20 protein-coding genes and 1 other RNA gene are annotated in these 22531 nt (G+C 42.8%); 18 read left to right on the top strand and 3 right to left on the bottom strand.

Annotated features, from left to right (window positions below; all coding sequences use genetic code 11):
- The 4 genes from CGB83_RS02490 to CGB83_RS02475 all read left to right on the top strand — a co-directional run bounded on the left by CGB83_RS02490 (position 1) and on the right by CGB83_RS02475 (position 6150).
- The gene (locus CGB83_RS02490) at positions 1–1875 is read left to right on the top strand and encodes a type VI secretion system baseplate subunit TssF (protein ID WP_100074360.1); all 1875 of its coding nucleotides are present in this window, start codon (positions 1–3) and stop codon (positions 1873–1875) included.
- 29 nt (positions 1876–1904) lie between these two features.
- Positions 1905–2831 carry a DUF3829 domain-containing protein gene (locus CGB83_RS02485; RefSeq protein WP_100074359.1) on the top strand — a complete coding sequence of 309 codons (927 nt, stop codon included), beginning with the start codon at positions 1905–1907 and terminating at the stop codon, positions 2829–2831.
- Positions 2832–3034: 203 nt separating this feature from the next.
- Positions 3035–5863 carry an excinuclease ABC subunit UvrA gene (gene uvrA / locus CGB83_RS02480; RefSeq protein WP_100074358.1) on the top strand — a complete coding sequence of 943 codons (2829 nt, stop codon included), beginning with the start codon at positions 3035–3037 and terminating at the stop codon, positions 5861–5863.
- A 152-nt stretch (positions 5864–6015) separates the two neighbouring features.
- Entirely contained in the window at positions 6016–6150 is a 135-nt protein-coding gene (locus CGB83_RS02475) for a bacteriocin-like protein (protein WP_100074357.1), read from the top strand.
- Between the two features lie 55 nt (positions 6151–6205).
- On the opposite strand, the gene CGB83_RS02470 is transcribed toward CGB83_RS02475, so the two are convergent.
- Entirely contained in the window at positions 6206–6769 is a 564-nt protein-coding gene (locus CGB83_RS02470) for a hypothetical protein (RefSeq protein ID WP_100074356.1), read from the bottom strand.
- A gap of 708 nt (positions 6770–7477) precedes the next feature.
- Here CGB83_RS02470 and CGB83_RS20080 point away from each other — a divergent pair.
- Entirely contained in the window at positions 7478–7630 is a 153-nt protein-coding gene (locus CGB83_RS20080) for a hypothetical protein (protein ID WP_157761272.1), read from the top strand.
- Between the two features lie 50 nt (positions 7631–7680).
- On the opposite strand, the gene CGB83_RS02460 is transcribed toward CGB83_RS20080, so the two are convergent.
- Positions 7681–7995: a DUF4286 family protein gene (locus CGB83_RS02460; RefSeq protein ID WP_100074354.1), complete on the bottom strand. Its 315-nt coding sequence runs from the start codon at positions 7993–7995 to the stop codon at positions 7681–7683.
- 146 nt (positions 7996–8141) lie between these two features.
- Here CGB83_RS02460 and gyrA point away from each other — a divergent pair, with 146 nt between their 5' ends.
- The 5 genes from gyrA to CGB83_RS02435 all read left to right on the top strand — a co-directional run bounded on the left by gyrA (position 8142) and on the right by CGB83_RS02435 (position 14799).
- Positions 8142–10724, top strand: a complete 2583-nt coding sequence (gene gyrA / locus CGB83_RS02455) for a DNA gyrase subunit A (RefSeq protein ID WP_100074353.1) — start codon at positions 8142–8144, stop codon at positions 10722–10724.
- 30 nt (positions 10725–10754) lie between these two features.
- The gene (locus CGB83_RS02450; RefSeq protein ID WP_100074352.1) at positions 10755–11786 is read left to right on the top strand and encodes a tetratricopeptide repeat protein; all 1032 of its coding nucleotides are present in this window, start codon (positions 10755–10757) and stop codon (positions 11784–11786) included.
- A gap of 146 nt (positions 11787–11932) precedes the next feature.
- Entirely contained in the window at positions 11933–12769 is an 837-nt protein-coding gene (locus tag CGB83_RS02445) for a 1,4-dihydroxy-2-naphthoyl-CoA synthase (protein WP_100077465.1), read from the top strand.
- A 90-nt stretch (positions 12770–12859) separates the two neighbouring features.
- Positions 12860–13792 (top strand): 1,4-dihydroxy-2-naphthoate octaprenyltransferase, encoded by a 933-nt coding sequence (gene menA / locus CGB83_RS02440; RefSeq protein WP_100074351.1) that lies wholly within the window; start codon positions 12860–12862, stop codon positions 13790–13792.
- A gap of 320 nt (positions 13793–14112) precedes the next feature.
- A complete protein-coding gene (locus CGB83_RS02435; protein WP_100074350.1) occupies positions 14113–14799 on the top strand; it encodes a metal-dependent hydrolase in 687 nt (228 codons plus the stop codon).
- A gap of 98 nt (positions 14800–14897) precedes the next feature.
- Here the strand turns inward: CGB83_RS02435 and ffs are convergent.
- Positions 14898–14995: signal recognition particle sRNA small type (gene ffs / locus CGB83_RS02430), an RNA gene on the bottom strand.
- Positions 14996–15126: 131 nt separating this feature from the next.
- Between ffs and CGB83_RS02425 the strand changes: the two genes are divergently transcribed.
- The 8 genes from CGB83_RS02425 to CGB83_RS02390 all read left to right on the top strand — a co-directional run bounded on the left by CGB83_RS02425 (position 15127) and on the right by CGB83_RS02390 (position 22530).
- Positions 15127–15723 carry a DUF4199 domain-containing protein gene (locus CGB83_RS02425; RefSeq protein WP_100077464.1) on the top strand — a complete coding sequence of 199 codons (597 nt, stop codon included), beginning with the start codon at positions 15127–15129 and terminating at the stop codon, positions 15721–15723.
- A 15-nt stretch (positions 15724–15738) separates the two neighbouring features.
- On the top strand, positions 15739–16689 hold the full coding sequence (locus tag CGB83_RS02420) for a glycosyltransferase family 2 protein (protein WP_100074349.1): 951 nt from the start codon (positions 15739–15741) through the stop codon (positions 16687–16689).
- A gap of 5 nt (positions 16690–16694) precedes the next feature.
- Positions 16695–17078, top strand: a complete 384-nt coding sequence (locus tag CGB83_RS02415; RefSeq protein WP_100077463.1) for a rhomboid family intramembrane serine protease — start codon at positions 16695–16697, stop codon at positions 17076–17078.
- 1 nt (position 17079) lies between these two features.
- Positions 17080–17790 carry a GIN domain-containing protein gene (locus CGB83_RS02410; protein WP_100074348.1) on the top strand — a complete coding sequence of 237 codons (711 nt, stop codon included), beginning with the start codon at positions 17080–17082 and terminating at the stop codon, positions 17788–17790.
- A gap of 72 nt (positions 17791–17862) precedes the next feature.
- Complete coding sequence (locus CGB83_RS02405) at positions 17863–19578, top strand: phospho-sugar mutase (RefSeq protein ID WP_100074347.1); 1716 nt, start codon at positions 17863–17865, stop codon at positions 19576–19578.
- A 96-nt stretch (positions 19579–19674) separates the two neighbouring features.
- On the top strand, positions 19675–20928 hold the full coding sequence (locus CGB83_RS02400; protein WP_100074346.1) for a pyridoxal phosphate-dependent aminotransferase: 1254 nt from the start codon (positions 19675–19677) through the stop codon (positions 20926–20928).
- A 101-nt stretch (positions 20929–21029) separates the two neighbouring features.
- Positions 21030–21752 carry a 3-deoxy-manno-octulosonate cytidylyltransferase gene (gene kdsB, locus CGB83_RS02395; protein ID WP_100074345.1) on the top strand — a complete coding sequence of 241 codons (723 nt, stop codon included), beginning with the start codon at positions 21030–21032 and terminating at the stop codon, positions 21750–21752.
- A gap of 112 nt (positions 21753–21864) precedes the next feature.
- On the top strand, positions 21865–22530 hold the full coding sequence (locus CGB83_RS02390) for a histidine kinase (protein ID WP_100074344.1): 666 nt from the start codon (positions 21865–21867) through the stop codon (positions 22528–22530).
- Position 22531 lies beyond the last annotated feature (1 nt).

The following is a 22531-nucleotide window of genomic DNA, read 5'->3' as shown; positions in this document are numbered from 1 at the left end:
ATGAATTTAGATCAGAATATCTATTCCAAAGAATCTGTAAAAGCCAGAATGCTTCAGAATGCCACCAAAGTATGGGGGCTGAAAAGCCCGCAGTCTCTGGATCCCTTTGTCAAACTGCTTATTGATGCATTCAGCACCGAAGTCTTTAAGGCCAATAATGAGATCCAGACCGTCAATGCACGGATCCTGGAAAAGATGGCCAAGCTTCTTACGCCATCCATCTATACCCATCCGCTTCCGGCCCATGCCGTAGCTTTTACCCATCCGCAGGAATCTTCGGAGATTTTGCTGGAGCATACGGAATTCTTTTTCAGGAAGCAGATGACATCCACCATAAAATCAGAATCAGATAAGCAGATCAATATTCCTTTTACGCCGGTAGGCAATGTCAGGATCCATAAAATGCAGACGGCTGTAATGTTTGTAGGCAATACCTGTTACAGTATCGATGAACGGCTGAATAAAATTCCTGTCGCAAGGTTCCAGGGCAGGCCTGAGGATTACCGAAAGGTAACGATAGGGATCGATGCGTCTAAATACATCAGTGAAAACTTTCCCAAATCGCTCAGTATATTCTGCTCAAACCCGGCTTTTGAACACCTCGATTTTGTCTACAGGCTGCTTCCGTATCTCACGGTAACGGCTAACGGAAATCCGCTCTTTGTGAAGGAAGGCATCACCTACCTTAAAGGCCAGCAGGCAGAAGGCTATGAGCAGATGTTCCACGAGCAGTCCATCAGGGTAAAGACCGTTCAGGACATCCAGAGCATTTACCGTCATAAATTCATAGAAATAACCGGAATCTCAGACAGCCTGATTTCAGAAGCAGGAGCCCTTCCGCAGAATCTGGATTTCCTCGATTATAAAGACGAGATACTGAAATACCTGGAAGGAAAACGCTACCTGTGGTTGACATTTGAATTTCCGCCGCAGTTCTCCGCCGAAATCCTGGATAATTTCTCTTTTGTACTGAATGCTTTCCCGGTCTATAACCGTGGCTGGAAGAAAACGGAATACAGCCTGGATATCATGGGCAATAATATTCCGCTGGTGACAGATGAAGGCGAACATTTTTTGTATGTAGACGAAGTGCAGGACGGAGAAGGGAGGAAGTACAAGGAAATTCCATTCACGCCGGGAGACCAGCTCAGCAAAGGGTTGTATACCGTAAGAAAGGGCGGAATGGAACGTTTTACCAACAGGAATGCTGTGGATATGATTGCGAACGTCCTTGAACTGACGCGGGATGAAATCGCCGCTTTTTCACTCCTGAACCGGGATAATGTAAAAGGCATTCTGAGCGAAATGTCAGATAAAATGAAATCCATGGTCCAGAAAGTGAACAATGCCAAAAGAAACATCAGGCAGGAACTGAATTATGTGATCATGGAACCCGTAGAAAAAACAGACCATACTTATGCTGCATTCTGGATAACGCACTGTACCCTTGCCAACCATATGCGCCCGGGAACGGAACTCTCCAACCAGCTGAAATCCCAGTCCCTGGTACTTCTTACGGAAACCATAGGAGGCGCCGAAGAACAGAAAGGTTCAGACAGTATTCAGGCCTACCGGTACGCGCTGACCACAAGGGACAAAATCATTTCCCTGGAAGATGTGAAAAGCTATTGCAGGATGATGCTGAAAGATGAGCTAAAGGAAGTACGCGTAAAGAGAGGCACCATGATCAGTAATAAACCCAAGGAAGGATTTATCAGGACTGTGGAGGTTGAAATCATCCCACAGAACTATACCTTTTACGGGAGGGCCTACTGGGAAAATATGGCCCATATTTTGCGAAACCAGATCGTTTCCAAAGCCATTGACGGAATTGAATACCGCGTTACCGTTTCCAATGAGGACGCGGAATTGTAAAAAACAGAATTTCAACCTAAATATCACATATGAAAAAATTAATGATGCTTGCTGTAGCACTGTCGCTGAGCGCTGTGCCGGTAAGCTGTAAAAAAGAAATCGGAAAATTGGGGAGTACGGTCCTCAACGGAGGGAAAAATGAAGCGGATGCCGTCATAGGTTTCAATAATGATTTCCTCGATTCTTACAAAATGACCTCTGATCGTGTGGAAAGCATCATGAAATATGCTGATGCCGCCGTGACGAAAGCCAAAGGCGGAGACGTACTGATCATGCCGATGGTAACCGGGTCCGTAGACTATGCCATTAGTAAAATCAAAGATGTGCCTTCCGGATTTGATAAAAACAGAGCTGCCATCGAAAAGGATTTCCAGACCTACAAAGCTAAAAAGGAAAGCATCGACAAGAAGTTTGAGGAGCTCAAATCTTATATGAGTGCCGAAGACTTCAAGGATGACAAAGGAGCAAAGGCCGAAACGCTCAACCAGGAAATCCAGGCTGAAGCACAGGTACTGTTTGAAACAGGAGAACGTATTATCACCAATATCAAGCCTGCAACGGATGCTGCTGAGGAAACCATCCTGAAAGATCATCCGATGAAGGAGTACATTATCTCTTCCAAAAAAGTGATGAATGCACTGGACAGTGCATATGACACCCTGAACAAGCAGCATGAAACCGATTTCAATGCCGCAGAAGCCCAGAAGAAGTATGATGAACTGGCTGCCGCTGTTGAGCAGAACTCCAAACTGGATTTTAAGGTAAGCAATACTATGTATACCCACAAAAAAAGTAATTTTGAAAGTGTCAACAAGAATGCCGAGAGCTTCCTGGATACGTACAGGAGACTGATGAGAAATGCCAAGGATTCAGGAAAGATTTCGGATAGTGATATCCAGAGTATTGGCTATGCTTATGATGCCGTACTGAATTCTTACAACATCTTTGTAAAATAGCACATTTAAAAAAATAGGGCCGGTGATTTTCACCGGCATTTTTTTTGAATGCTCAATGATATTTTCCCCTTTGAACAGCAGCAGACAATACGGCCATAGAATGTATTAATGGCTTTAATTCATAACGGTTTTTAACACAAAAGATTCCATAAAAAATCCGTAATTTTGCGCTGCGTGATTTTAAGGTAAGATCGCCACAAATTATGAGCAAATCAACAGAATATATTGAAGTTTACGGAGCCCGTGAACACAACCTGAAAAATATCAATGTGAAAATCCCCCGCAATGAGCTGGTAGTCATTACCGGACTATCGGGAAGCGGGAAATCATCATTGGCATTTGATACTATTTTTGCCGAAGGGCAGCGCCGGTATATCGAAACATTCTCTGCCTATGCACGGCAGTTCTTAGGCGGTCTCGAGCGTCCTGACGTAGATAAGATCGAAGGGCTTTCCCCGGTGATTGCCATTGAGCAAAAGACAACCAATAAAAACCCGAGATCTACCGTAGGAACCGTTACAGAACTGTATGACTTCCTGAGATTGCTTTTTGCGAGAGTCTCGGATGCATATTCTCTGTCTACAGGGAAAAAACTGGTCAGTTATACGGAAGACCAGATCCTCGATGCTATTAAAGAAAACTATCAGGGAGAAAAGATCATGCTGATGGCTCCTGTGATCCGTTCCAGGAAAGGGCACTACCATGAGCTGTTCGTACAGATGGCTAAAAAAGGGTATGGGCAGGCTAGAATTGACGGCGAACTTCAGGATATCGAATATGACCTGAAACTCGACCGTTATAAAACCCATGATATCGATATTGTGATCGACCGCTGGATTATAGGGGAAAGCGCTTCCGAAGCCAGAATGGAAAAGTCATTGCGCACGGCGATGGATATGGGTGAAGGAATTATCGGGATCCAGAAACTGGGAAGCAGCGATATTGAATATTTTTCCAAAAACCTGATGGATGCAGAAACAGGTCATTCACTGGCGCTGCCGGAGCCGAATACCTTTTCATTCAACTCGCCTAAGGGAAGCTGCCCTTCCTGCAAAGGTTTGGGAACAATCAAGAAGATCAATACCGATTATTTCGTAGACAATCCTAAATTATCCGTTAACCAGGGAGGATTGCTTCCGCTGGAGGATATCAAATCCAATAAATGGATCCTTACGCAGGTTAAAAATATCCTTGAAATTTTCGGGCTTGGACTGGCTACGCCTATTCAGGATATTCCGGAAGAAGCATTGGATTATATCTACAATGGATGCCATAAAGAATTTAACAAAGACCTGAAGTATGCAGGCATTACTAAAAAAATCAAAATCAGTTTCGATGGCCTTATTTCTTTCATGGAAGAAATTATCGACGAAAAAGATTCCTATGAAGCTGTGATGCTGGAAAGGCATTTTACCACAGAAGAAACCTGTCCTGAATGCAAAGGTACGCGTCTGCAGGCATCGAGCCTGAGCTTCAAGATCGACGGTAAAAATATTGCTGAAGTGAATGCGCTGAGCCTTTCGGACCTTAAAGAATGGCTGAGCGATATCAAAGGGACGTTTTCCGAGAAAAAACAGATCATTGCTCATGAAATCCTGAAAGAGATTGAAACCAGACTCCAGTTCCTTCTTGATGTCGGATTGGATTACCTCAGTCTAAGCAGAAGCTCCAGGACCCTTTCCGGAGGAGAGTCCCAGAGGATCCGTCTGGCAACGCAGATTGGTTCCCAACTCGTAAACGTACTGTACATTCTTGATGAACCGAGCATCGGGCTGCACCAGAGAGACAACGAGCGCCTGATCAATTCCCTGAAGAATCTCCGGGATATTGGAAACTCAGTTCTGGTCGTAGAACATGATAAAGATATGATTCTGGAAGCTGATGAGGTGCTGGATGTAGGTCCGAGAGCGGGTAAATTCGGTGGTGAAATCCTGTGGCAGGGTAAACCGAAGGATCTTGTGAAGGCAGATACCATCACGGCTCAGTACATCAATGGAAAAAGGAAAATAGAAATTCCTGCGGAGAGGAGAGCAGGAAGCGGCAAGCATATCATTCTGAAAGGAGCAAGCGGAAACAACCTTAAGAATGTTACCCTGAATGTTCCTTTGGGTAAACTGGTGGTGGTAACTGGAATTTCAGGAAGCGGCAAATCATCCCTTATTAACGGTACACTTTATCCGATCCTCAATAAACATTTTTACCGTGCGGTACAGGAACCGTTGCCGTACAAATCTATAGAAGGATTGGAGCATATTGACAAAATCGTAGACGTAGACCAGACCCCGATCGGAAGGACCCCGCGTTCCAATCCGGCAACCTATACCGGAATGTTTACCGATATAAGAAACCTGTTCTCGGAGCTTCCGGAAAGTAAAATCCGGGGATACAAACCGGGAAGATTCTCTTTCAATGTAAAAGGGGGAAGATGCGAAACCTGTCAGGGCGGCGGACTGAAAGTGATTGAAATGAACTTCTTGCCGGATGTATATGTGCATTGTGAAACCTGCAACGGAAAACGATTCAACAGGGAAACCCTGGAAGTGCGGTATAAAGGAAAGTCAATTTCTGACGTCCTGGATATGACCATTGATGAAGCCGTAGAATTCTTCCAGCCGATTCCGAAGATTTTTGCCAGGGTAAAAACCTTGCAGGATGTCGGTTTAGGATACATTACTTTAGGACAGCAGTCAACCACATTATCCGGTGGGGAAGCACAGAGGATCAAGCTGGCTACGGAACTGGCCAAGCGCCAGACCGGGAATACGCTGTACATCCTGGATGAACCTACCACAGGGCTTCATTTTGAGGATGTGAAGATCCTGATGGACGCCATCAATCAGCTGGTATCCTTAGGGAATTCATTCATCATCATTGAACATAATATGGATGTAATTAAACTGGCAGACCATATTATTGATGTAGGCCCCGAAGGCGGAAAGCACGGCGGACAGATTGTGGTGCAGGGAACCCCGGAAGAAATTATAAAATCAAAGAAAAGCCTTACGGGGAAATTTTTGAAAAGGGAACTGTAGATTATTTTTCCTAAAAATTATAAGAGCTCAACGTACAGGTTGAGCTTTCTTATTTTAATTTTAAAATTGTGTTTTGATGATAATTTAAATTTTAAAAACAATAATTAGATATAATTTTCGTTTAACAGATACAAATCATTCAATCAAAACCTATGAAAAATCTGAAAAAGCTTAACAAAGCACAATTGAAATCCGTATATGGAGGCGAACCGAAGAAATACTGTGTATTTTGTGAAAGGCTCAACAAGCTGGTATGCAGTGAAGCGCATATCGTCCAGTGTCCTTAAAAAATAAAAGGCTGCTTTGAAATTTCAAAGCAGCCTTTTTTATGATGAATGAATTTTAATTCGCTTTTGCAGCTTCAATAAAATTCTTAAGTTCAGTTTTAAGGTCGGTACTGCTGCCGATACTGTCGAAGTTGATGTTGTCCACCTTCCATTCGGTATCCGGTCCGTCGGTTAACAATACGGTATCTGTCCATTTCACAGTTGGGGAAACTTCTGAATTTTCCATTTCCACTTGCACTTTTGCAGTATATACGGAAGGAATACTTTCGGAAACATCGATAGACTGAATATGATAGGAAGTAAACCCTTCATAAAGTCCTGTAAATAAAGGTCCTTCAAGCAGCAATGGCTTATCTTCAGGATGAAGGCTATTTTTAACCCGTTCGATATCTGTTTTGGAGATTTCAATAGACTGGTCCAGCATTCTGCTAAGATCAGACGTAAATAAGTCACCTGGCACAGGTTGTGAATAAATATCTTTCCCGGATTTTCCGTATACCGTATAGAGCTGGTTGACCTTTCTTGAAATTTCAGCCTTCGCATTGGCCGCCTCGGGTTTATTGTTGTTACAACTTACAAGGGCTAAAAAAGTACAGAAAGAGTAGAAGAGTGCTTTCATTATTGTGTCCTGTTATTTTAGATTTAAAATTAATTTTGAACGAATATAGAACAATTAATCTGTTTGCCCGTAAACGCGGTCTATAAATTTCTTTTATGCCGGAAATTGCCGTGATCAAATGCTGTACACCCTGATCGTGATTCAGCATCAGTTCAAAAAAGAATAAGGAAAATACGGTTAACAATAAAATGCCATCCGGATACGGTTAAGATCCATGCCATAAAACTGTGCCGGACTGTTACCTAAATTGAAAATTACCTCAGAATCCTGAAGAAATGAAGCATTACTGGCCATGTTAATCCGACAAGATACATAAATACATTTTACTTTTTACATTGTACATTTTACAGCATACAATGTACAATTAAACATCTTTGGCATCACCCTTGATCCTATCTACGCTGAATTTGAAAAATGAAAATAATGAAAGGTTTAATGAAAATGATCAGTATGATGATCGTCGTCCTGATGATGGCATCATGTGTCGCGCCACCGCCACGTCCGCATCGTGGACCACCTCCCGGGCACCGCAAGCATATGCATAAGAAATGGCACAGGCATCCGGGTCCGCCGAGAGGGCATCATCCTCCGGGGCATCACAGGCACCGGTAATCAAAAAGTTAGCACCAGCTGTACAGCTGGTGCTTTTTTATACTTCTGTTTTTGGCATCAGTGTTGATCTGTCAGAAAGGAACAAATGTAATACCTATGAAAAAGTTAACAAAAATGTCTGTTTTAGCGGTTGTGATCTTTGCCGTTGGATCCTGTGCCGCACCGCCGCGTCCGCCACATGGTAAACCGCCGGTTCCTCCGCATGAAAGAGGGCTTCCTGCGCATCCGCATCCGCCCGGACCACGCTAAAATGCTGCACCGATTCATACCGGTGCAGCTTTTTTTATCTGATACAGGTTTTACAGTTTGTTGATCCTCGGGTTCAGGAATGTATTAAAAATCATAACTTCCTGCCCGAACCTGGTCTCTATCCTTTCCGTAATATTGAGCAGCTCACTTTCCATAAAATCAGTCCTCAGTACATCAGTATCAAACACCAGGAGAAGGTTATAGTTTTTTCCGTCTTCAATATAATCACTTCCTACTTCAGACAGGATATATTGGTTAACGTCCATCAGGTTTTCTGCCATCAGGGCAAGGGTATCATCCATATAATTTTCCCATTCCTCAAGATTATTTTTAGTGCAGTGAAAGGTGATGCTCAGTACGCTCATTTTTTATGAATTTTTAATAATTTTAAGACAAATTCTGAGCCAAAAATCGGTAATTTTTTCGTAAATTAGCCCGTTAATTAAAATGGAAAATAAATAATTTTCAGGCTTCCTGCTAAGGGCCTGATGATCATTGTAATAATTTGTTTATGCAAAAAGAAGGTGAAAGACTGATTCCTATCAACATTGTTGATGAAATGAAGTCATCTTATATCGATTATTCGATGTCTGTAATTGTTTCCAGAGCATTACCTGACGTAAGAGATGGCTTGAAACCCGTTCATAGAAGAGTTCTTTACGGTATGTATGGATTGGGGGTTTTTTCTAACAGAAAATATTTAAAATCCGCGAGAATTGTAGGGGATGTTCTGGGTAAGTATCACCCGCACGGGGACTCCTCTGTATATGATGCTATGGTAAGGATGGCCCAGGAATGGAGTCTGCGTTACCCTCAGGTAGACGGACAGGGGAACTTCGGTTCCATGGACGGCGACCCGCCGGCAGCAATGCGTTATACCGAAGCCAGGCTGAAAAAAATATCCGACGAAATTCTTTCCGATCTGGATAAAGAAACGGTTGATTTCCAGAATAACTTTGACGACAGCTTACAGGAACCTACTGTTATGCCAACCAAAGTTCCGAACCTCCTGGTGAACGGGACTTCCGGGATTGCGGTGGGGATGGCGACCAATATGGCTCCACATAACCTTTCAGAATCAATCAATGCGATCTGTGCGTATATAGATAACAAAGATATTTCCATTGATGAGCTGATGCAGCACATCATTGCCCCGGATTTCCCTACCGGAGGAATCATTTACGGCTACGACGGCGTAAGGGATGCCTTCCATACAGGAAGGGGAAGGGTTGTATTGAGGGCTAAGGTTAATTTTGAAGAAATAGGCAACCGTAATGCCATCATCGTTACTGAGATTCCTTACCAGGTCAACAAAGCCGAAATGATTGCCAGGACGGCAGAGCTGGTAAAAGACGAAAAGATCCCGGGCATTTATGAAATCAGGGATGAATCGGACAGAAAAGGGCTTCGTGTAGTATACGAGCTGAAAAACGATGCTATTCCTAATGTCGTTCTTAACCTTTTATATAAATATACCTCTCTTCAGACCTCTTTCAGCGTTAACAATATTGCTTTGGTGAACGGAAGGCCGGAGCAGCTGAACCTGAAGGACATTATCCATCATTTTGTAGAGCACAGACATGAGGTGATCGTAAGAAGGACTAAGTTTGAGCTTAAGAAAGCAAGAGAAAGGGCCCATATCCTTGAAGGATTCATGAAAGTGATCGGAAGCCAAGCCTCTCTTGATAAAGCGATCTCCATTATCCGTCACAGCGCTAATCCGCAGGCCGCCAAAGAAGGGTTGATAGAAGCATTCGAGCTTTCGGACCTCCAGGCCCAGGCGATCCTTGATCTGCGTCTGGCGCGTTTAACCGGAATGGAGCTGGATAAGATCCGTGATGAGTATGAGGCGATCATGAAAGAGATCGACAACCTTGAAGATATCTTAGCCAATGAAGAAAGGAGATTCCAGATAATTAAAGATGAGCTGATCGAAATAAAAGAAAAATACGGAGATGACAGAAGAACGGAAATCGACTATTCCGGTGGTGAAATGTCTATTGAAGACATCATCCCGAACGAATCCGTCGTTCTTACGATTTCCCACGCAGGATACATCAAAAGGACTTCCCTTTCAGAATATAAGATCCAGAGCAGGGGCGGTGTAGGAAACAGGGCAGCGACCACCAGGGACGAAGACTTCCTGGAGTACATTGTATCTGCAACCAACCACCAGTACATGCTGTTCTTTACGGAAAAAGGAAGATGTTACTGGCTGAGGGTATTCGAAATTCCGGAAGGATCCAAAACTTCCAAGGGAAGAGCCGTTCAGAACCTGATCAATATCGAACCGGATGATAAGATCAAAGCATACATCCGTACCAACAACCTTAAAGATACCGAGTATGTGAACCAGATGAGCGTAGTGATGGTAACGAAGAACGGAACCATTAAGAAAACTTCGCTTGAAGCGTATTCAAGGCCTAGGGTAAACGGGGTAAATGCTATCGAAATCAGGGATAATGACCAGCTTCTGAGTGCATACCTTACCAACGGTACATCCCAGATCATGATTGCAACCAAAAAAGGTAAATGTATCCGTTTCCCGGAAGAAAAAGTAAGGGAAGTGGGCCGTAGCTCTATCGGGGTGCGCGGAATTACACTGGAAGACAATGATGAAGTAATCGGCATGATTGTGGTCAATGATCTTGACAATGATACGGTTCTCGTGGTATCTGAAAAAGGATATGGTAAAAGGACAGCCGTTCTCGATTACAGGGAAACCAACAGAGGCGGAAAAGGTGTTATTACTTTGAATATCACAGAAAAGACAGGAGACCTGATCGCCATCCAGAATGTAACGGATGAAGACGGACTGATGATCATTAACAAATCCGGTGTTGCCATCCGTATGGGAATGGATGAAATGCGTGTGATGGGCAGGAATACCCAGGGTGTCAGGATGATCAACCTGAAGAAAAACGATGAAATTGCAGCGATTGCCAAAGTGGAGAAAGATAAAGATGTGGAAGATGATGCAGAAGAAAATGAAGAAGGCGGTACTGTAGAAAATAACCAGGAAAACATTTCAGTTGCTGATCCGGAAAATGAAAATCCGGCAACGGACACTGAGAATCCGGGTTCTGAAGAATAATATTGTACAATTAATTATAAAATAGTGATTATGAAAAAGCTGATTTTAGGAATGGCGATCATAGCATCATCATTTGTTTTTGGACAGAAAGGGGATGTCAATGCCCAGTTACAGGCTGCCAACAAAGAAGCTATGGATGCCTACAACGCTAAAAACTACGCAGGGGCGGCTCCCAAGTTTATGGAAGTGTATAACCTGCTGAAGACTAACGGCCAGGATGATAAAACATATATGTATTACGCGGGACTGAGCTATGCTTTGGCAAACAACTCAGAACAGGCGATCAAAATATATAGTGATCTTATCAACTCCGGATATACGGGAGTTCAGACTACGTATACCGCAAAGGATAACAAGACCGGTCAGGTAATGACGTATGATAAGAATACCTGGGACCTGCTTAAGAAAAGTTCCAAGGATTATTCCGATTTCAAAACAGAACAGACCCCAAGTGTAGAGTCTGACCTGTATGAAACGCTGTCTACCTTGCTGATCAACGCCAAAAAGAATGACGAGGCACTGGCTATCATTGAAAAAGGGCTTGCCAAATTCCCTAATAGTGCCAAATTAAAGGAATATCAGGGATCTGCCCTATATGCTTCCGGCAATACGGATAAGTTTATGGCTAATCTTAAGGAGCAGCTGGCTAAAAATCCTAATGATGCAACCAATTGGTATAACCTTGGGGTATTACAGTCTAAAAATCCTGCTACTGCTTCAGAGGCGGAAGCTTCATTCAAAAAAGCAATCGAGCTTAAGCCGGATTTCTCCAATGCTTACCAGAACCTGGTGCTGACTTCCATCGGTGATGATTCTAAAGCAGTAGAAGAGATCAATGCGCTGAGAAAAACCAAGCCGGATGAAGCAACCAAGTTGATCGAAGCGAGAAGAGCAAGGTTTGACAAAGCGCTTCCTTATGCTGAAAAATGGTATCAGTCCAACCCTGAAAACCTGGATGCTGTATCCATGCTGAAGGATATTTACGGGATTACCAAAAACCAGGCAAAAATGACTGAAATGAAGGCTAAAGAAGCCGCTCTTCAGGCCAAACAGCCTAAATAAGAATTCTTTAAGAAAATCATATGGAACCGGGATCTTGCAGTCCCGGTTTTTTGTGTTTAAAAAACCGCAGATTCCCGGTGATAATCCTGAAATTACAATCCCGAAATTCTTTCCAATTCCGTATCTTTGAGGAAAATTTTTACAAAATGATCGAGTGGAAAACCGCTAAGGAATACGAAGATATCACCTATAAAAAATCCAACGGGGTGGCAAGGATTGCCTTCAACAGGCCGGAAATCAGAAATGCCTTCCGCCCGAAAACCACTTCTGAGCTGTACGATGCTTTTTATGATGCCTATGAAGATCCTTCGATCGGAGTAGTATTGCTTTCCGGTGAAGGGCCGAGCCCTAAAGACGGAGGCTGGGCATTCTGCAGCGGGGGAGACCAGAAAGCCAGGGGCCATCAGGGATATGTAGGAGAAGACGGAAGGCATCGCCTCAATATCCTGGAGGTTCAGCGCCTGATCCGCTTTATGCCTAAAGTAGTGATTGCCGTAGTTCCGGGATGGGCTGTAGGCGGTGGGCACTCGCTTCATGTGGTATGCGACCTGACCTTAGCGAGTGAAGAGCATGCGATCTTCAAACAAACCGATGCGGACGTAACCAGCTTCGACGGAGGCTACGGATCTGCTTATCTGGCTAAAATGGTGGGCCAGAAAAAAGCCCGTGAGATATTCTTTCTCGGAAGGAATTATTCCGCACAGGAAGCTCTTGAAATGGGAATGGTCAACAAAGTCGTTCCTCATGCCGAACTTGAAGATACCGCCTATGAATGGGCCCAGGAAATCCTGGCGAAGTCACCTACCTCCATCAGGATGCTGAAATTTGCCATGAACCTTACCGATGACGGGATGGTCGGGCAGCAGGTATTTGCCGGAGAAGCTACCCGGCTGGCCTACATGACGGAGGAAGCTAAAGAAGGAAGAAATGCCTTCCTGGAAAAGAGAAAGCCCAATTTCGGGGAAGATCAATGGATATCGTAACATAAAATTATGAGTAATAGGTAATGAGTAATGAGCAATTTTAATTCCATTATTGATTATCTATTACTCATTGCCCATTACTTATAAACTATGAAGGATTGGATTAAAGCCGCAAGGCTGAGAACACTGCCGCTGTCGTTAAGCGGAATTATTATGGGGTCTTTCATTGCCAAATGGAGGCTGTACGGAGAAGGAGGAACCTGGGACTGGAGGATATTTGCCCTGGCTCTTCTGGTTACTTTACTGTACCAGATCCTGTCTAACTATGCCAATGATTATGGTGACGGAGTAAAAGGAACCGATGCCAAAAGAGTAGTGGAAGCGGAATCGAGGGCAGTGGCCTCAGGAAGGATCACAGCCGGCCAGATGAGGAATGCGGTAATTATTTTATCGGTTTTTTCGTTTCTGGCAACCGTTGCATTATTGTACTTGGCTTTTATTCCGGGCGGATACCTTAATGAATTTTATCTATTCATCGGATTGGGCGTAGCCTGTATTCTGGCGGCCATCGGATACACGATAGGGAAAAAGCCTTACGGCTATATGGGATTGGGAGATCTTTTTGTCTTCATCTTTTTCGGGCTTGTTTCCGTATGCGGAAGTTATTTCCTGTTTACCAAAACGTTCAGCTGGGACATGCTTCTTCCGGGGACAGCTGTTGGAATGATGAGCATGGCCGTACTGAACCTCAATAATATGCGCGATATAGAAAGCGACCGTTTATCCGGGAAACACAGCTTTGCTTTAAGGATCGGCTACAAAAATGCCATGATCTACGAAATGGTGCTGCTACAGCTTCCGTTAATTTTGATGCTGATGTTTTTAGGGGTTAACGGATTTTTCCAGTCACAAAATTATTACGTATTTATCGTGATGATCCTGCTGTTGCCGATGATGAAGGTCAGAAGGAAAATAATGGCCATTAAGGAACCAAGAGAATTAGATCCTTTCCTGAAGCAGGTAGGCATCATGACATTTGCAATGGCTGCGCTTACTGCTATCGGGCTTAATTTCTTCAGGTAAGTCATTAGATCTTTTACATATGCCGCCTAAGATACCCTCAAGGATATCGTTTTGCCGGCTGCAGTATTTTTTCTGTGATTGAAGGTGGAGCCGGCTAATGGGATTGACTATCGCTGAAATGTCTATTGGGGCTTATGTTGTGATGGTCTTTACAGCCATTGAAAGTATTCTATTTATACTGATTTTCCGGAAAAGCTTATAGCCGGGACTTTTCTGGCGGTCTTTCAGATTGCTGTCATCCATGTTTCCGGCTGGCAGTCAACGGAATTTAATCCCAAACCATCATACACTGATGGAGTAATTTTAAATAATAATAAAAAATGAAAATACAATTTTTAGGACAAAGCTGTTTTCTGTTTACCTACAAGGATAAAACTATCCTGGCAGATCCTTTTTACAGCTACAAAAAAGCGGAATCTGGATTCGATATTACCGCACAGAAGATAGATTATATCCTTCTCACCCATGCGCACGGGGACCACACCGCAGATGTGGAAGAAGTATTGCAATACCATCCGCAGGCAGCAGTGATCGGGGTTCCGGAAGTTTGCGGTCACTTTAAAAATGCGGCCAATACAATTGACCTCAATCTCGGGGGTACAGCAGACATTGATGATTTAAAGATTTCCATGGTTCCTGCCCAGCATACCAGTTCATTTTCAGACGGTAGCTATGGCGGCGTGCCTGTAGGCTATATTTTCAGGCTTCCTGAAGGTAAAAACATATACCTGGCAGGGGACACCGGACTTATGGCGGATATGGGCCTTTTCCAGAAGCTGTACGGTAACCTGGATGTATCCATCCTGCCTATCGGAGGACATTATACCATGGATGCGGAACTGGCGGCATTTGCGGCTGCTGAATTGCTGAGAACGCCTAAAGTAATCGGATGTCATTTTGATACTTTCCCGGCTATTGAAATCAGCCACGAGGAAGCATTAAAGCATTTTGCCGATAAGAATACGGAACTTGTTTTACCGAAACTGGGCGAGGAGTTCGAATTTTAATATAGAAATAAAGGTAATTTGAAAATGAAAATGTTGGACCGTATGGAAACAAAAAAAGATAATTTTCAAATTACCTCTCTTCACTTAGTACCAAAAAAAAATGGCAAGCTATCTACATCACACCGCTACGACCAATTACCTTTGCTGCGTTCCCACCCTGGAGGATTCTCAGGAGCTGGTTGTGTAGGACTTGCCGGTGCAAAGATAGGAATAAATTGTAAACTTAAAAATATTATCAAAGAAAAATTCTGCTAAAAAATAGCTTTCAGTGCTAAAATGCTGAGATTAAGCGCAATAATTTTTCAGGATTTTTCTAAAACAAAAGACATGACAAAAAGCCCTTCAACATTAGGAATTATACTTTTCGCAGCCACTATGATCATCTTCTTTGTGGTCTATTATTTTTTCTCAGGTGTAGACTATTTCGATACCACCCTGAAAGTGAACGCTTTCGTGCTGCCGATACTGTATGCCGGTACCGCTTTCTGGTCTGTGAAATCCTATTGGAACAATCACAGCACAGTAAGCTTCAAGCAGGCATTCAAAAGAGCTTTTGTTCCCATGTTCATCGGGGGCATCCTTTCCATTGTAAGCATATATGCCTATCTGAATTTTGCAGATCCTGATGCCAAAAAGCTTCTGAATTACCAGTATGTGCAAAGGCAGAAATCCGAATTGGACAAAGAATATACCTCTGCCCGTACAATTTTAAAGCACCAGAAAGACATTGATGAGCTGGACCAGAAATACAAAGAAAGGGTGCAGAGTTTTTCACCGGATGCCGTTAAAGGAAAAGATATGCTTACGGCGAGTCATTTTTCAGGATATTTTGCCGCAATACTGATATTTTACGTAGTTTTGTCATTGTTTTTCGGAGCATTTTTCAGAACGAGAACCGTGTACCAGGAAAACAGTCAAGAATAAACGTATTACCATTCAATGAATTTATCCATCATTATTCCGCTGCTGAATGAAGAAGCTTCCCTGGAAGAACTTTTTTCCAGGATCGATACCGTGTGCAGAACCAGCCAGTTAACCTATGAAATTTGGTTTGTAGATGACGGCAGCACAGACCTTTCATGGAATATTATTGAAAATCTTAAGATACAGCATCCGCAGATCCACGGTATTAAATTTTCCAGGAATTACGGGAAATCCCAGGCTCTTCACGCCGCTTTTGCCCGGGCCAACGGGGAAGTGGTGATTACTATGGATGCCGATCTTCAGGATTTTCCGGAAGAAATCCCGGAGCTGTATGCCATGGTCATGCAAGACAACTACGATATTGTTTCCGGGTGGAAGAAAAAACGGTATGACAATGTCATGACCAAAAATATTCCGTCCAAACTCTTCAATGCAGCAGCGAGAAAAGTATCCGGTGTCCATCTCCACGATTTCAACTGCGGGCTGAAAGCCTATAAAAAACAGGTGGTGAAGTCGATCGATGTCTATGGCGACATGCACCGGTACATCCCTGTACTGGCTGCCAATGCAGGATTCAGGAGAATTACGGAAAAGGAGGTACAGCATCAGGCAAGGCCGTACGGAACCTCTAAATTTGGAACCGAAAGGTTTATCCGAGGTTTCCTGGACCTGGTAACCCTGTGGTTTGTCAGCCGTTTTGGCGGAAGGCCGATGCATTTTTTCGGTGCCGTAGGAACCATCATGTTCATTGTAGGATTTCTGTCTGCATTATGGCTGGGACTGTCCAAGCTGATTGATGTTGCGCGAGGTATTTACGGACACCTGATCACCAATAATCCATGGTTTTTCATCGCTTTGACCATGATGATTATGGGAACATTGCTGTTCATTGCCGGCTTCCTGGGAGAAATGATCATCAGGACCAACAGAGAGCATAAAAATTACAATATCGACGAAGTAATTTAATGAGTATGGATCACAACAGGCCGAGAATATATTCCAAGCAGGCCATCATCGGTTTTTCTGTGTTTTTCTCTACGCTTTTTGGTGGTATTTTATTATTCCTGAATTTAAGGGAAGCCAAAAAAGACAGGGAATCTTATATTGTCCTGGCTGTTTCTGTACTGGTGACCATTATTACCATCGTGATCGGCAACCTTCAGGAAAACCCCAAAAGCACGTATGCTTATTTTTGCGGGTTTACAGGAGGATGCTTACTGGCTTTTTACTTCTTCCCGAAATATTTTCCGGATGAAACCCAGTATGATAAAAAGCCGATATGGAAACCGTTAATCATCGGGATCGTATTGTGTACGATTTTTGTAGCAGTTTTAATTTATTCTACCCTTTATTAAGATGACTAAAAGATATTTTTATATACTCCTCACTGTATTTTTATTTCTGATTTCCTGCGGTAAAATATCACCGGAAGGAAATATTACAAAGAAAGATCTTGAGGTCGAAGATTTTAACAACATTAACCTGGAAGGTAAATTCCGGGTGTTCTATGCCCGGGGACCGAAAAATTTTGTTGAGATAGAAACCTATCCGAATATTGCCGGTAACCTCGACGTAGATGTTGACAACAAAACCCTTTCCATTAAAGAAAAGAGAGGCGTGAAAGGAGTGGATTTCTATAACGTGACTGTTTATTCAAAATACAGTCCGGCACAGATCAGTATTTCGGATTCCGTGGAGATGAATATTTCCAGCGAGATCAAAACCGATAATTTTAAGCTCAGTCTTAAAAATAATGCTATTTTCATGGGTTCCATCAACACCAGAAAAGCAGAAGTAGAAATGCTGAACAAAAGCAGGGCTAATTTTTTAGGTCAGACCAAACAGGCAGTCATTAAGATTTCAGATACGGCAAGCCTTATCGCTCCTTACTGGAAAATAGACAACCTGAAACTCGACTCGAAAAACGGAAATTATGCTGAACTCAATGTAAAAGATTCTTTATCTGGAAATGTTCAGAACACGGCAAAACTATTGTATTACAATGAGCCGATCAAAGCTTTTAAGGCAGATAAAACTGCGCGTATCGAACGGAAACTGCTGAACTGATCTGTTTTATTATTCAGATAATACTTATTTTATTCAAAATTCAATACATTACAAACGACTACAAAATATAATATGACAACATTAGAAAAAGCACAACTTTGGTTGCACGAATCATTCGATGAAGAAACAAGAAAAGCCGTCCAGCTTCTGATTGAAGGCAATTCTCCGGATCTTGAAGACTCTTTTTACAGGGAACTGGAATTCGGGACAGGAGGGATGCGTGGCGTAATGGGTGTAGGAACCAATCGTTTAAATAAATACACGTTAGGTCAAGCTACACAGGGACTTGCAAACTATATGTTAAAGCAGTTTCCCAATGAAGAAATTAAAGTAGCGATTGCCTACGATGTAAGAAATAATTCAAAAGAGTTCGGAAAACTGGTTGCTGATGTTTTAACAGCCAACGGAATAAAAGTCCTTCTTTTCAAAGATCACAGGCCGACACCGGAGCTGTCTTTTACCGTACGTGACAGAAAATGCAACGGAGGGATTGTTCTTACGGCTTCCCATAACCCGCCGGAATATAACGGCTACAAAGTATACTGGAATGACGGGGCACAGATTGTTCCACCGCATGATGAAGCCATCATCAGTGAAGTATATTCCGTAAAATTTGATGAAATTAAATTCAACGGAAATGATGACCTGATCGAATGGATCGGTGAAGAGCAGGATGATGTCTATATCGATGCCTGCATTGAACATTCCACCTATCAGAATGTTGGGAAAGAAAACCTGAACATCGTGTTCACGTCCATCCACGGGACTACGTATACTACCGTTCCCAAAGCACTGGAAAAAGCAGGATTCAAAAAAATCGACCTGGTGACTGAGCAGATGATCCCAAGCGGGAATTTCCCTACGGTAGACTCTCCGAACCCGGAAGAGCCTGCTGCCCTGGAAATGGCGATGGATCTTGCTAAGATCACCAATGCGGATATCGTGATCGGTACTGACCCGGATGGAGACCGTCTTGGAATTGCCGTAAGGAACCTTGAAGGTGAAATGCAATTGCTGAACGGTAACCAGACCAACACGATTCTGACCTATTACATTCTTAATGAGTGGAGAAAGCAGGAAAAAATTACCGGAAAAGAATTCATCGGTTCTACCATCGTAACTTCCGATATCTTCTTTGATATTGCCCAGAAGTTTGGCGTAGGCTGCAAAGTTGGATTGACCGGATTTAAATGGATCGGAAAGATGATCCGTGATTTCGAAGGTAAAGAAAAATTTATATGCGGAGGCGAAGAAAGCTTCGGGTTTATGACCGGCGATTTTGTGAGAGATAAAGATTCATGCGGAAGCATCCTCCTGGCCTGCGAGATTGCAGCATGGTGCAAAGCCAATGGCAGGACCATGTACCAGTACCTGATGGAGATCTATCAGGAAACCGGAATGTACTACGAAGCATTGGTTAACCTGGTCAGAAAAGGCAGGGAAGGAGCAGAAGAAATTCTGGACATGATGAAAAACTTCAGGGAAAATCCGCCGAAAGAACTGGCCGGTTCACCTGTGGAAGAAGTAAAGGACTTTAAAGAGCAGACCAGCTTCCTGATCTCTAAAGGGGAACGTAAGGCTATCACCGACATTCCTAAATCCAATGTATTGATTTATTATACACAGGACGGGACAAAAGTTTGCGTAAGGCCTTCGGGAACAGAACCTAAAATTAAATTCTACATTTCTGTGAAAGGAGCACTGGCCTCAGAAGCTGAGTTTGCAGATACCCTTCAGGCACTCGAAGAAAAAGCAGAGCAGGTAAAAAGAGACCTGCAATTAACATAAAATAATGCACCTGTACAGCAGTTTAATAATATACCAATGATTGTTAAACTGCTGCATGGATAAGTTATTCCATTAATCCTATTAAATAAAAATAAAGTGAAAGTTTCAAAATTAGCGGCGAACCTGATTGGTTCCGAAATTGTAAAAATTGGTAATGAAGTCAATGATTTGAAAGCAAAAGGTGCTGAAATTGCCAACCTTACCATTGGAGACCTGAATTCTAATATCTATCCGATACCGGCAAAACTGAAAGAAGAAATTCAGAAAGCCTATCAGAATAACCTGACGAATTATCCGCCGGCTAACGGACTTTTATCTTTGAGAAAAGAGGTTTCCAAAGACCTTAAAACCAGATGGAACCTGGATTATGCGCCTGATGACATCCTCATTACAGCAGGTTCAAGACCCCTGATTTATGCCGTTTACAAGACCATTGTTGATGAAGGGGATAAAGTAGTCTATCCGATCCCTTCATGGAACAATAACCACTACGCCTACCTTACTTCAGCCGACGCTGTAGAAGTAAAGACAACGCCTGAGAATAACTTCCTTCCGACTGCTGCTGATCTTCAACCGCATCTGGATGGTGCTGTACTGGTAGCACTTTGTTCTCCACTGAATCCTACCGGAACCATGTTCACCAGGGAACAGCTTTCTGAGATCTGTGAACTGATCCTGGCCGAAAACAAAAAAAGAGGCGAAGATGAAAAGCCGCTTTACCTGATGTATGACCAGATTTATTCCAACCTTACGTTTGGGGCAGAGCATGTAGATCCTGTTTCCCTTTTCCCGGAAATGAAAGACTACACCATTTATATCGACGGGATTTCCAAATGCCTGGCTGCAACCGGAGTACGGGTAGGATGGGGATTCGGTCCTGCACCTATCATTGACAAAATGAAAGCGCTCCTTACGCACGTTGGTGCATGGGCACCGAAACCGGAGCAGGAGGCCACGGCAAGATATTATGAAAACCCTGAAGACGTGAATGCCTTTGTGGAAGATTTCAAAGGGAAACTGGAACAGAGCCTGAAAGTACTTCACAGTGGGATCCAGGACCTTAAAAATAAAGGCCTTGCCGTAGACAGCATCGAACCGATGGGAGCCCTGTATCTTACGATAAAATTTGACTATATCGGAAAAACGAAGCCTGACGGAACGGTGATCGAAAATTCTTCCGATTTGGTATTCTACTTAATTAACGAAGCGGGGGTTGCCTTGGTTCCATTCTCAGCTTTCGGGGAGGAAAAATCCGAGCCCTGGTTCAGAGCTTCCGTAGGAGGATTGGCTACAGAGGAAATTTCAGCCATGATGCCGAAGCTTGAGAATAGTTTGAATAATCTTAAATAGTTATTATTTTAATATACCAATATAACAGTGTAACAATGTAATAGTTTAATAATCAATTACTACACTATTACACTGTTATATTGCTACATTTTTATTATTTTATGAAAATCATTGCTGTAATTCCTGCACGGTATGAAGCCAGCCGTTTTCCGGCCAAGCTGATGCAGACACTGGGAGACAAGACAGTCATTACTACCACCTATCAGAATGTGGTGGAGACCGGTTTGTTTGAAGAAGTTTTTGTCGCTACGGATTCGGAAATAATCTTCAATGAGATTGTCGGTAATGGTGGAAAAGCGGTGATGACCGGCCAGCATGAAACCGGCAGCGACCGTATAGCAGAAGCTGTCCAGAACATCGATTGTGATATTGTCATCAATGTTCAGGGTGATGAACCATTTCTGAAGCTGGAACCTTTACAGCAGCTGATCGGAGTTTTCAGGGAAGACCATAACCAGGAGATTTCCCTCGCTTCCTTAAAAATAAGGTTGCATGACAAAGAAGAGATTGAAAACCCGAATAATGTAAAGGTAATTACGGATAACAATGGCTTTGCGCTTTACTTCAGCCGCTCTGTCATTCCTTTTCACAGGGAAACGGCTTACGAGGTGAGTTATTTTAAGCATATCGGGGTTTATGCATTCAGGAAGCATGCGCTCATCCAGTTTTCAAGCCTCGAAATGAAGCCTTTGGAAATTGCTGAAAAGATCGAATGCATCCGATACCTGGAATACGGAATGAAAATCAAGATGATAGAAACCAATTTTATCGGAGTAGGCATCGATACACCGGAAGATCTGGAGAAAGCCAGACAATTAATTTGAACATTTGAACGTGAAACAATTTGAAAATATCAGACAAGCACCACATTTTCAAATAACCTAATTAAAAACTTCAAATTAAAAAGCATTATATTTGAACTTATAAAAAGAATTAATGAAGAAATTACTGTTGGCATTTATTCTGGTTTGTTCCCAGTGGTGTTTGGCTCAGACGGCAAAGGAAATTATCGATAAAAATATTGAACTGTCCGGAGGACTTACGAACTGGAAGCTTCTTAACTCGGTAATGCTTCAGGGAAAGGTTGTTCTGGGCGTTAAAGATGAATACCCGATCAGGATCTATCAGGAACGTCCCAACCTCACTAAAACGGTGATTACCATCGGCAATAAGGAGACTGCGATTGAAGGATATGACGGTACGAAAGGGTATGCCATGAACTATGCAGCCAATAAGCTGCAGGAGTACGCCGAATATGTCCCTGAAAATTTTGATAATGACTTTATCGACTGGGACAACAAAGGATTTACTGCACAATACCTGGGAAAGGAAAAAATCGGGAATATCTATTGCCATAAAGTCGAGCTGACTAAAAATTTCAATAATAACATCTATTATTTCGATACCAAAACCTATATGCTTTTAAAGGAAATCAAGAAAGATGAAACCCTGAATTATTCAGACTACAAAAAAGTAGGCAACCTGATGATGCCGTTTAGGATAGAGTCTTCCAGTTCCAAGAAAGACGGGGATTACGTAATGCTGATCAACAGGATCGATACCAATAAAGTATTCCCGGCGAATACCTTCAAATTTAAATAAT

It is taken from the genome of Chryseobacterium camelliae (assembly GCF_002770595.1).
Taxonomy (GTDB): Bacteria; Bacteroidota; Bacteroidia; order Flavobacteriales; family Weeksellaceae; genus Chryseobacterium; species Chryseobacterium camelliae.
The sequence above is the reverse complement of the archived record's forward strand: the minus strand, read 5'-3'. Positions and strand labels throughout refer to the sequence as shown.

Coding starts and splice junctions, on each gene's coding strand:
- CGB83_RS02490 (WP_100074360.1), top strand. CDS start 1: ATGAATTTAGATCAGAATATCTATTCCAAAGAATCTGTAAAAGCCAGA.
- CGB83_RS02485 (WP_100074359.1), top strand. CDS start 1,905: ATGAAAAAATTAATGATGCTTGCTGTAGCACTGTCGCTGAGCGCTGTG.
- uvrA (WP_100074358.1), top strand. CDS start 3,035: ATGAGCAAATCAACAGAATATATTGAAGTTTACGGAGCCCGTGAACAC.
- CGB83_RS02475 (WP_100074357.1), top strand. CDS start 6,016: ATGAAAAATCTGAAAAAGCTTAACAAAGCACAATTGAAATCCGTATAT.
- CGB83_RS02470 (WP_100074356.1), bottom strand. CDS start 6,769: ATGAAAGCACTCTTCTACTCTTTCTGTACTTTTTTAGCCCTTGTAAGT.
- CGB83_RS20080 (WP_157761272.1), top strand. CDS start 7,478: ATGAAAAAGTTAACAAAAATGTCTGTTTTAGCGGTTGTGATCTTTGCC.
- CGB83_RS02460 (WP_100074354.1), bottom strand. CDS start 7,995: ATGAGCGTACTGAGCATCACCTTTCACTGCACTAAAAATAATCTTGAG.
- gyrA (WP_100074353.1), top strand. CDS start 8,142: ATGCAAAAAGAAGGTGAAAGACTGATTCCTATCAACATTGTTGATGAA.
- CGB83_RS02450 (WP_100074352.1), top strand. CDS start 10,755: ATGAAAAAGCTGATTTTAGGAATGGCGATCATAGCATCATCATTTGTT.
- CGB83_RS02445 (WP_100077465.1), top strand. CDS start 11,933: ATGATCGAGTGGAAAACCGCTAAGGAATACGAAGATATCACCTATAAA.
- menA (WP_100074351.1), top strand. CDS start 12,860: ATGAAGGATTGGATTAAAGCCGCAAGGCTGAGAACACTGCCGCTGTCG.
- CGB83_RS02435 (WP_100074350.1), top strand. CDS start 14,113: ATGAAAATACAATTTTTAGGACAAAGCTGTTTTCTGTTTACCTACAAG.
- CGB83_RS02425 (WP_100077464.1), top strand. CDS start 15,127: ATGACAAAAAGCCCTTCAACATTAGGAATTATACTTTTCGCAGCCACT.
- CGB83_RS02420 (WP_100074349.1), top strand. CDS start 15,739: ATGAATTTATCCATCATTATTCCGCTGCTGAATGAAGAAGCTTCCCTG.
- CGB83_RS02415 (WP_100077463.1), top strand. CDS start 16,695: ATGGATCACAACAGGCCGAGAATATATTCCAAGCAGGCCATCATCGGT.
- CGB83_RS02410 (WP_100074348.1), top strand. CDS start 17,080: ATGACTAAAAGATATTTTTATATACTCCTCACTGTATTTTTATTTCTG.
- CGB83_RS02405 (WP_100074347.1), top strand. CDS start 17,863: ATGACAACATTAGAAAAAGCACAACTTTGGTTGCACGAATCATTCGAT.
- kdsB (WP_100074345.1), top strand. CDS start 21,030: ATGAAAATCATTGCTGTAATTCCTGCACGGTATGAAGCCAGCCGTTTT.
- CGB83_RS02390 (WP_100074344.1), top strand. CDS start 21,865: ATGAAGAAATTACTGTTGGCATTTATTCTGGTTTGTTCCCAGTGGTGT.